Genomic DNA, 5,398 nt, shown 5'->3' with positions numbered 1-5,398 from the left:
GGCCTCCTTCCCTACCTTCAGGGTAGGCAAGGAGGCCTTCACGGACCTGCGACCAACTGCCACCACATCCAGTAGGTACCTAAGACACCCTTGGCTCTAACGTCCTTGCCACTCACGAGGGCGATGACCACTCCCGGTAACCTTGCCCCATGACCGGCCCGGATAGACCAACCTCCTTCAAGCTCGCGTACGTCCCCGGCGTGACGCCCTCGAAGTGGGTCCGGATCTGGAACGAGCGGTCGCCCGACGTGCCGCTCGAACTCGTCCAGACGACCGCGGCCGAGGCCGCCGCGCTGGTCCGGGAGCGCGAGGTGGACGCCGTCCTGCTGAGGCTCCCGATCGATCGCGAGGGGCTGCACGCGATCCCGCTCTACACCGAGACGACCGTCGTGGTCGTCCCCAAGGACCACCTGGTCGCCGCCGCGGACGAGGTCTTCGTCGACGACATCGCCGACGAAATCGTGCTGCACCCGCTCGACGACACGCTGGACTGGGCCGCGCCGCCGGGGAAACCCGCGCTGGAACGACCCGCCACCACGGCGGACGCCATCGAACTGGTCGCCGCCGGTGTCGGGCTCCTGGTCGTCCCGCAGTCGCTCGCGCGGCTGCACCACCGGCGTGACCTGACCTACCGTCCGATCTCCGGTACGCCGGAGTCCGGCGTCGCGTTGTCCTGGCCGGACGAAGAGACCTCCGACCTGATGGAGCAGTTCATCGGGATCGTGCGCGGTCGCACGGTCAACAGCACGCGCGGGCGGCAGCAGTCCCCGGAAAAGCAGGCGCCGGAGAAGAAGACCCCGGCGAAGAGCAAGCGCCCCCAAGCCGCCGTCCGGAAGCCGCGGACCGGGAATCGCCGCACTCCTCAGGGCGGGAAGCGCGGCAAGCCCCGTCGTCGCGGTTAGCGCCTGCGGGCCGAGGTTGCGAAAGTGGCTTTCGCAACGTTTCCGGCGCGGCAAGCCCGTCGGCGGTCAGCTTTCGCTGCGGGCGGCCTTGAGGCGCGCCTCCTCCTTGCGGACCTCGGCCTGCGTCTCGCGCTCCCGCTTCAGCCAATCGGGGTTCTCGTTCTTGACCGCTTCGATCTGCTCGGTGGTGAGGGCGCCTGTGATCCCGCCGCGCGCCAGGCCGCTGATGGAGACGCCCAGCTTCGCCGCGATGACCGGACGCGGATGCGGTCCGTTGCGGCGCAGTTCCCGCAGCCACTCGGGTGGCTCGGCCTGCAGCGCGTTCAGTTCGTCGCGGGAGACGACACCCTCCTGGAACTCCGCCGGGGTTGCCTCGAGGTACACACCCAGCTTCTTCGCCGCTGTCGCGGGCTTCATCGTTTGAGGGGTTTTCTGCGACGTCATCCCCTCAGGGTAACGAGCGGCCCGGGCACCGCCGATCACACCCGGTGATCAGCCCTCGGCCTGGTCTTCGAGAAGGTCCGGCACGGGTCGCCGGCTGGGTCGTCACCGCGGTGTCCGGATCGGGGCCTTGCAGCGACAGGCCCGCGTCGTGCCCGGACAGCCAGGCGTCGAGCGCCTGCTTTCCCGCGAAGTCCGGCACCACGGCCACGGTTCCTCACCCACGGCCAGGGTATCGTCAGCCGCCCTTCGCAGGGAGGGTCACGACACCGAATCCGGCCAGCACCCCCGTCACGGCGACCGCGGCGAGGACGACCCACGCGATCGGATGCCCGAGATTGAGCGTCCAGTAGGTCCCGACCCGCCGGTGCACCAAGAGCGCGGGGTCGTTCCGGTTCAGGTAGACCATCCCGGCGGCGTGCCAATAGCGGTCGTCGTCGCGTTGTTCGTACCGGGTCTCCGGTTCGTCGCCGGTGGGAGACAACCGGTGCCCGGCGTCGCCTGCCCGGACGGAGAAGACGATCCACGCGATGAAGGCGGCGACGAGGGGCAGGTAGCCCACGATCGTCGTCGGCACCGTCGTCTCGACGAACTCCCACTGCTGGAGCGAAACGACGAGCATGGTCGCGTTGACGCAGCCCGCGGAGATCAGCAGCAGGCTGAGCACCCCGTGCAGGTACTCCCTGTATCGCGAAGCCGACGCCGACGGCTGTGCGGCGTCGATCTCGGGTCTGGCCCGAGAGATCGCGATGGACAGGAGCGGGATCAGCGCGAGAACCAGGATTTGCGTGAGGACCGTCGAGAAGTTCGTCGTGCCCTTGGACAGGCCGATGGCCGCCGTGACGACGGTCAGCAGCACCGCCGGCGCCAGCAGGATCCACTGTGGACGTACCGGATCCGAGCGCAGCGAGGTGTCGGCGATGACCGCCTGCCGTGTCCCGGCATACCAGCCCTCCTCGCGTTTCGCGGCGGCGATCGAACGACTGGCCAGGCCGCCGAGCAGCGAACAGGCCGCGACGAGACCGACCAGGACTATCTCGGGTGCGAGCCCGTCGATGAAGACGAGGGCGCAGGCGACAACCGCACCTACCGCGATTCCCCGGTTGTAGCGACGGCGCGCGAGGAGGATGACGGCCTCTCCGGTGCGCTGGGCCGGGACCCGGACGCCGAAGGGAAGAGTCGGCCGCGCCAGCGCGGGTGCCGAGGCGAAGGTGGCCGCGGTGAACGCGATCAGGGAAAGGTTCAGCCAGAGCGGTCCGGTCATCGCCGGGCGCTCACGGCGAAGGAGTCGAGCACGGACTCGCACCGGCTGGTCACCTCGCGCGGGCCCAGGCCCAGAGCGACGGCTTCGGCGAGCAAGGTGCGCAGACGGTCCTGCCATTCGTCCGCGTAGCCGTCCTCCGCCGGACCCGAGGACGCGTCACGCCGGACGACCGCGCCGGTCTTGCGGTTGATCCGGATGAAGCCCTGCGTCCGCAGCAGGTCATAGGCCTTGTTGACGGTGTGGAAGTTGATCCCGAGATCGGCACCGAGCTGCCGGGTGGAGGGCAGGGCGCTGCCCTCGGCCAGCACGCCGTCGGCGACGGCTTCGACGATCCGGTCGCGGATCTGCTGGTAGATCGGAACCTCGCTGTCGAGGTCGAGAGTCAGCAACACCCCGCAAGGATATCTGCTATACACTTACTATAACAACTACATCAGATGGCTATGAAGGGAAGGCGGTCACGATGGCGACGATGGACATCACCGAGGGCGGTGTACGGGTGCGGTTCTCGGCCTGGGAGCGGCTGGCCGTGTGGCGCGACGAAGTGGTCGTGCCGCTGGCGGCGATCAAGGTCGTCGAGCAGGTCGACGCGCCCTTGCGGCGGACGCGCGGGGGGCGGGCCGGCGCGCTGATCAGCGGAGTGCTGAAAGTGGGCTACTGGGGTCTGGGCACGGGGATCCGTCAGCTGGTGTCGGCTCGCGGAGGTGTGCCGGGGCTGCGGATCGAAATCGATCGCGGGGTCGCCGGGCTCCCGTTCGACGAGGTGCTCGTGAGTGTGCCGAACGCGGCGGAACTCGCCGGGGCGCTCGCGCCGAGCAACGCCTAGAGGTAGTCGAAAAACCGGTCCCACCACGACGGCGGCCGGTCCGGGGGATAGAGGGTGTCGAATCCGCTGATCCCGGTGTACTTGGTCCACAACGGGTGTTCGGAGACGGGCAGGTAGCCGAGCGCTTCCAGCTCGTCTTCGATCTGTCTTCGGACCGGTGTCGGGAAGAACTCCCGTTCCTCGTCTTCGTCGTAGCTGCCCGGATTCCCCAGCGTCACCGCGACGAGGCCGCCGAAATTGCTGACCGTGACGGTCACCTGGTCGCGTGCGGAGATCGCGCTCGCCGGGAGCACGATCCTGCCGAGGTGGCTGGCGTCCTGGACGTGGCGGTCGACTTCGCAGGTGCAGCCGAATCGGCGAGAGAGATGTTCGGCCAGTCGCTCGAAGCGAGCCCGTTCGGCCGGTCCGTCGAAGTCGTGCGGCACCTCCCAGTGGCCGGGTTGGTCCAGTTCGCGCAGCAGTGCCCAGGTCTGCTGTTCGTCGAGGGGCATCGTCGCCTCCCGGCCTCGGGTGGTCTAGTCCACTTACCGAACTGACCTTAGCCAGCCGCATCCCGCGCGGACAATGGTGGGACGAATTCTCGTCCGAAAATTTTCGGCGGGGGTAGCGCCAGCGCTACCCGGGATTCGGCGGTCAGCACTCCTGATCTTCGCGCCCGATCCGGCCAGAGTCGTAGATGTCGATCCGTTCGAGCAAGGAGTGCGAATGACAGTACGCAAGGGTGTCGTGGTCCTGACGGCGGCGGGGCTGATGGGCGCCGCGTTGACCACGGCGGCGGACGCGGCGCCTGCCAAGGGGACGGAGCTGCAGAAGGGCCTCGATGCCTTGGTGCGTCAAGAGAAGTTCCCGGCCGCGCTCGCCTATGTGGCGGACGGAAGGCGTGCGGTGTCGCTGGTCGCGGGGTCCTCGCGGATCGATCGCCAGGTCCCGGTTCCCCGGGACGGCACGGTCCGGGCGGGCAGCAACACCAAGACGTTCACGGCGGTCGCGGTCCTGCAACTGGTGGCCGAGGGCAAGGTGGAACTGGACGCGCCGATCGAGAAATACCTTCCCGGGATCGTGCGTGGCGAGGGCATCGACGCCACCAGGATCACCGTCCGGCATCTGCTGCAGCACACCAGCGGGCTGCCGAACTACACCGAATACCTCGGGCTCGAGAACTTCGAGCAGGTGCAGCACCGGTACGTCCCGAACCACGAACTGCTCGCCGCGGCTTTGCGCCACCCGGCGAAGTTCGCGCCAGGCACCAAGTGGGAGTACAGCAACACCGGCTATCTGCTGGCGGGCATGCTGATCGAGAAGGTGACCGGACGTCCGATCCAGGAGCAGATCACCGAACGCGTGATCAAGAAGGCGGGCCTGAAACACACGTACTGGCCGCAGGTCGGCGACCAGACCATCCAGGGACGGCATCCGCAGGGTTACGCCATCGGCAACGCCGCCACCGGCAAGGTGATCGACGCGACCGAACTGGACCCGTCCTGGGGCGGCGCCGCCGGGCAGCTGATCTCGACCCCCAGTGACCTCGGCCGCTTCTTCAAGGTGTTGCTCGAAGGCAGGCTGCTGCCCGCCGCGCAGCTGGCCGAAATGCGGAAAACGGTCGACGCGCCCTTGTTCCCCGGTACGAAATACGGCCTCGGCCTGATGAGCAATCCGCTCAGCTGCGGCGGCGTGTACTGGGGACACGGCGGGGACATCCACGGCTTCGAAACCCGTGGTGGGGCCACGGAAGACGGCCGGATCGTCGGGCTCGCCGTTACCGCGATGCCGGGCACCTTCGGCGACGGAGAGAAGGGTTCCAAGGCGGTCATGGCCACTGTGGACGCCGCGTTCTGCAAGTGACGGGTGCCGGGGGTCGTGGGGGGGGGGTTTGGGTTTTCCCCCCACCCCCCCCCCCCCCCCCACCCCAACGACTCCCAGCCCGCCACCCTACAAAGTTACACCAAAAAAAGAAACAGGATGGAA

At 68.1% G+C, this 5,398-nt stretch carries 8 protein-coding genes; 3 read left to right on the top strand and 5 right to left on the bottom strand.

Features of this window, described 5'->3' with window-relative positions:
* Positions 1–149: 149 nt before the first annotated feature.
* Positions 150–902, top strand: coding sequence for a LysR family substrate-binding domain-containing protein (locus tag AC069H_RS17040; protein ID WP_478232925.1), 753 nt, complete (start codon positions 150–152; stop codon positions 900–902).
* 66 nt (positions 903–968) lie between these two features.
* On the opposite strand, the gene AC069H_RS17035 is transcribed toward AC069H_RS17040, so the two are convergent.
* Genes AC069H_RS17035 through AC069H_RS17020 form a run of 4 tightly spaced genes read right to left on the bottom strand, consistent with a single transcriptional unit; the run spans position 969 to position 2,999 of the window.
* On the bottom strand, positions 969–1,319 hold the full coding sequence (locus AC069H_RS17035; RefSeq protein ID WP_340688658.1) for a DUF5997 family protein: 351 nt from the start codon (positions 1,317–1,319) through the stop codon (positions 969–971).
* 31 nt (positions 1,320–1,350) lie between these two features.
* Positions 1,351–1,554 (bottom strand): hypothetical protein, encoded by a 204-nt coding sequence (locus AC069H_RS17030; protein ID WP_478232924.1) that lies wholly within the window; start codon positions 1,552–1,554, stop codon positions 1,351–1,353.
* Positions 1,555–1,581: 27 nt separating this feature from the next.
* On the bottom strand, positions 1,582–2,607 hold the full coding sequence (locus AC069H_RS17025; RefSeq protein WP_478232923.1) for a DUF1648 domain-containing protein: 1,026 nt from the start codon (positions 2,605–2,607) through the stop codon (positions 1,582–1,584).
* Positions 2,604–2,999: a GntR family transcriptional regulator gene (locus AC069H_RS17020; RefSeq protein WP_340681710.1), complete on the bottom strand. Its 396-nt coding sequence runs from the start codon at positions 2,997–2,999 to the stop codon at positions 2,604–2,606. The genes AC069H_RS17025 and AC069H_RS17020 overlap by 4 nt, the downstream gene beginning before the upstream one ends.
* 71 nt (positions 3,000–3,070) lie before the next feature.
* Between AC069H_RS17020 and AC069H_RS17015 the strand changes: the two genes are divergently transcribed.
* Positions 3,071–3,433 (top strand): hypothetical protein, encoded by a 363-nt coding sequence (locus tag AC069H_RS17015; protein WP_478230790.1) that lies wholly within the window; start codon positions 3,071–3,073, stop codon positions 3,431–3,433.
* Here the strand turns inward: AC069H_RS17015 and AC069H_RS17010 are convergent.
* Complete coding sequence (locus tag AC069H_RS17010; RefSeq protein ID WP_478230791.1) at positions 3,430–3,924, bottom strand: hypothetical protein; 495 nt, start codon at positions 3,922–3,924, stop codon at positions 3,430–3,432. The two genes, AC069H_RS17015 and AC069H_RS17010, sit on opposite strands and share 4 nt — an antisense overlap.
* A gap of 214 nt (positions 3,925–4,138) precedes the next feature.
* Between AC069H_RS17010 and AC069H_RS17005 the strand changes: the two genes are divergently transcribed.
* Entirely contained in the window at positions 4,139–5,275 is a 1,137-nt protein-coding gene (locus AC069H_RS17005) for a serine hydrolase domain-containing protein (RefSeq protein WP_478232922.1), read from the top strand.
* Positions 5,276–5,398: the final 123 nt, after the last annotated feature.

This window comes from Amycolatopsis sp. NPDC043887 (assembly GCF_056435665.1).
Note: the sequence above shows the minus strand (reverse complement) of the source record. Positions and strands in the feature narration are given on the sequence as shown.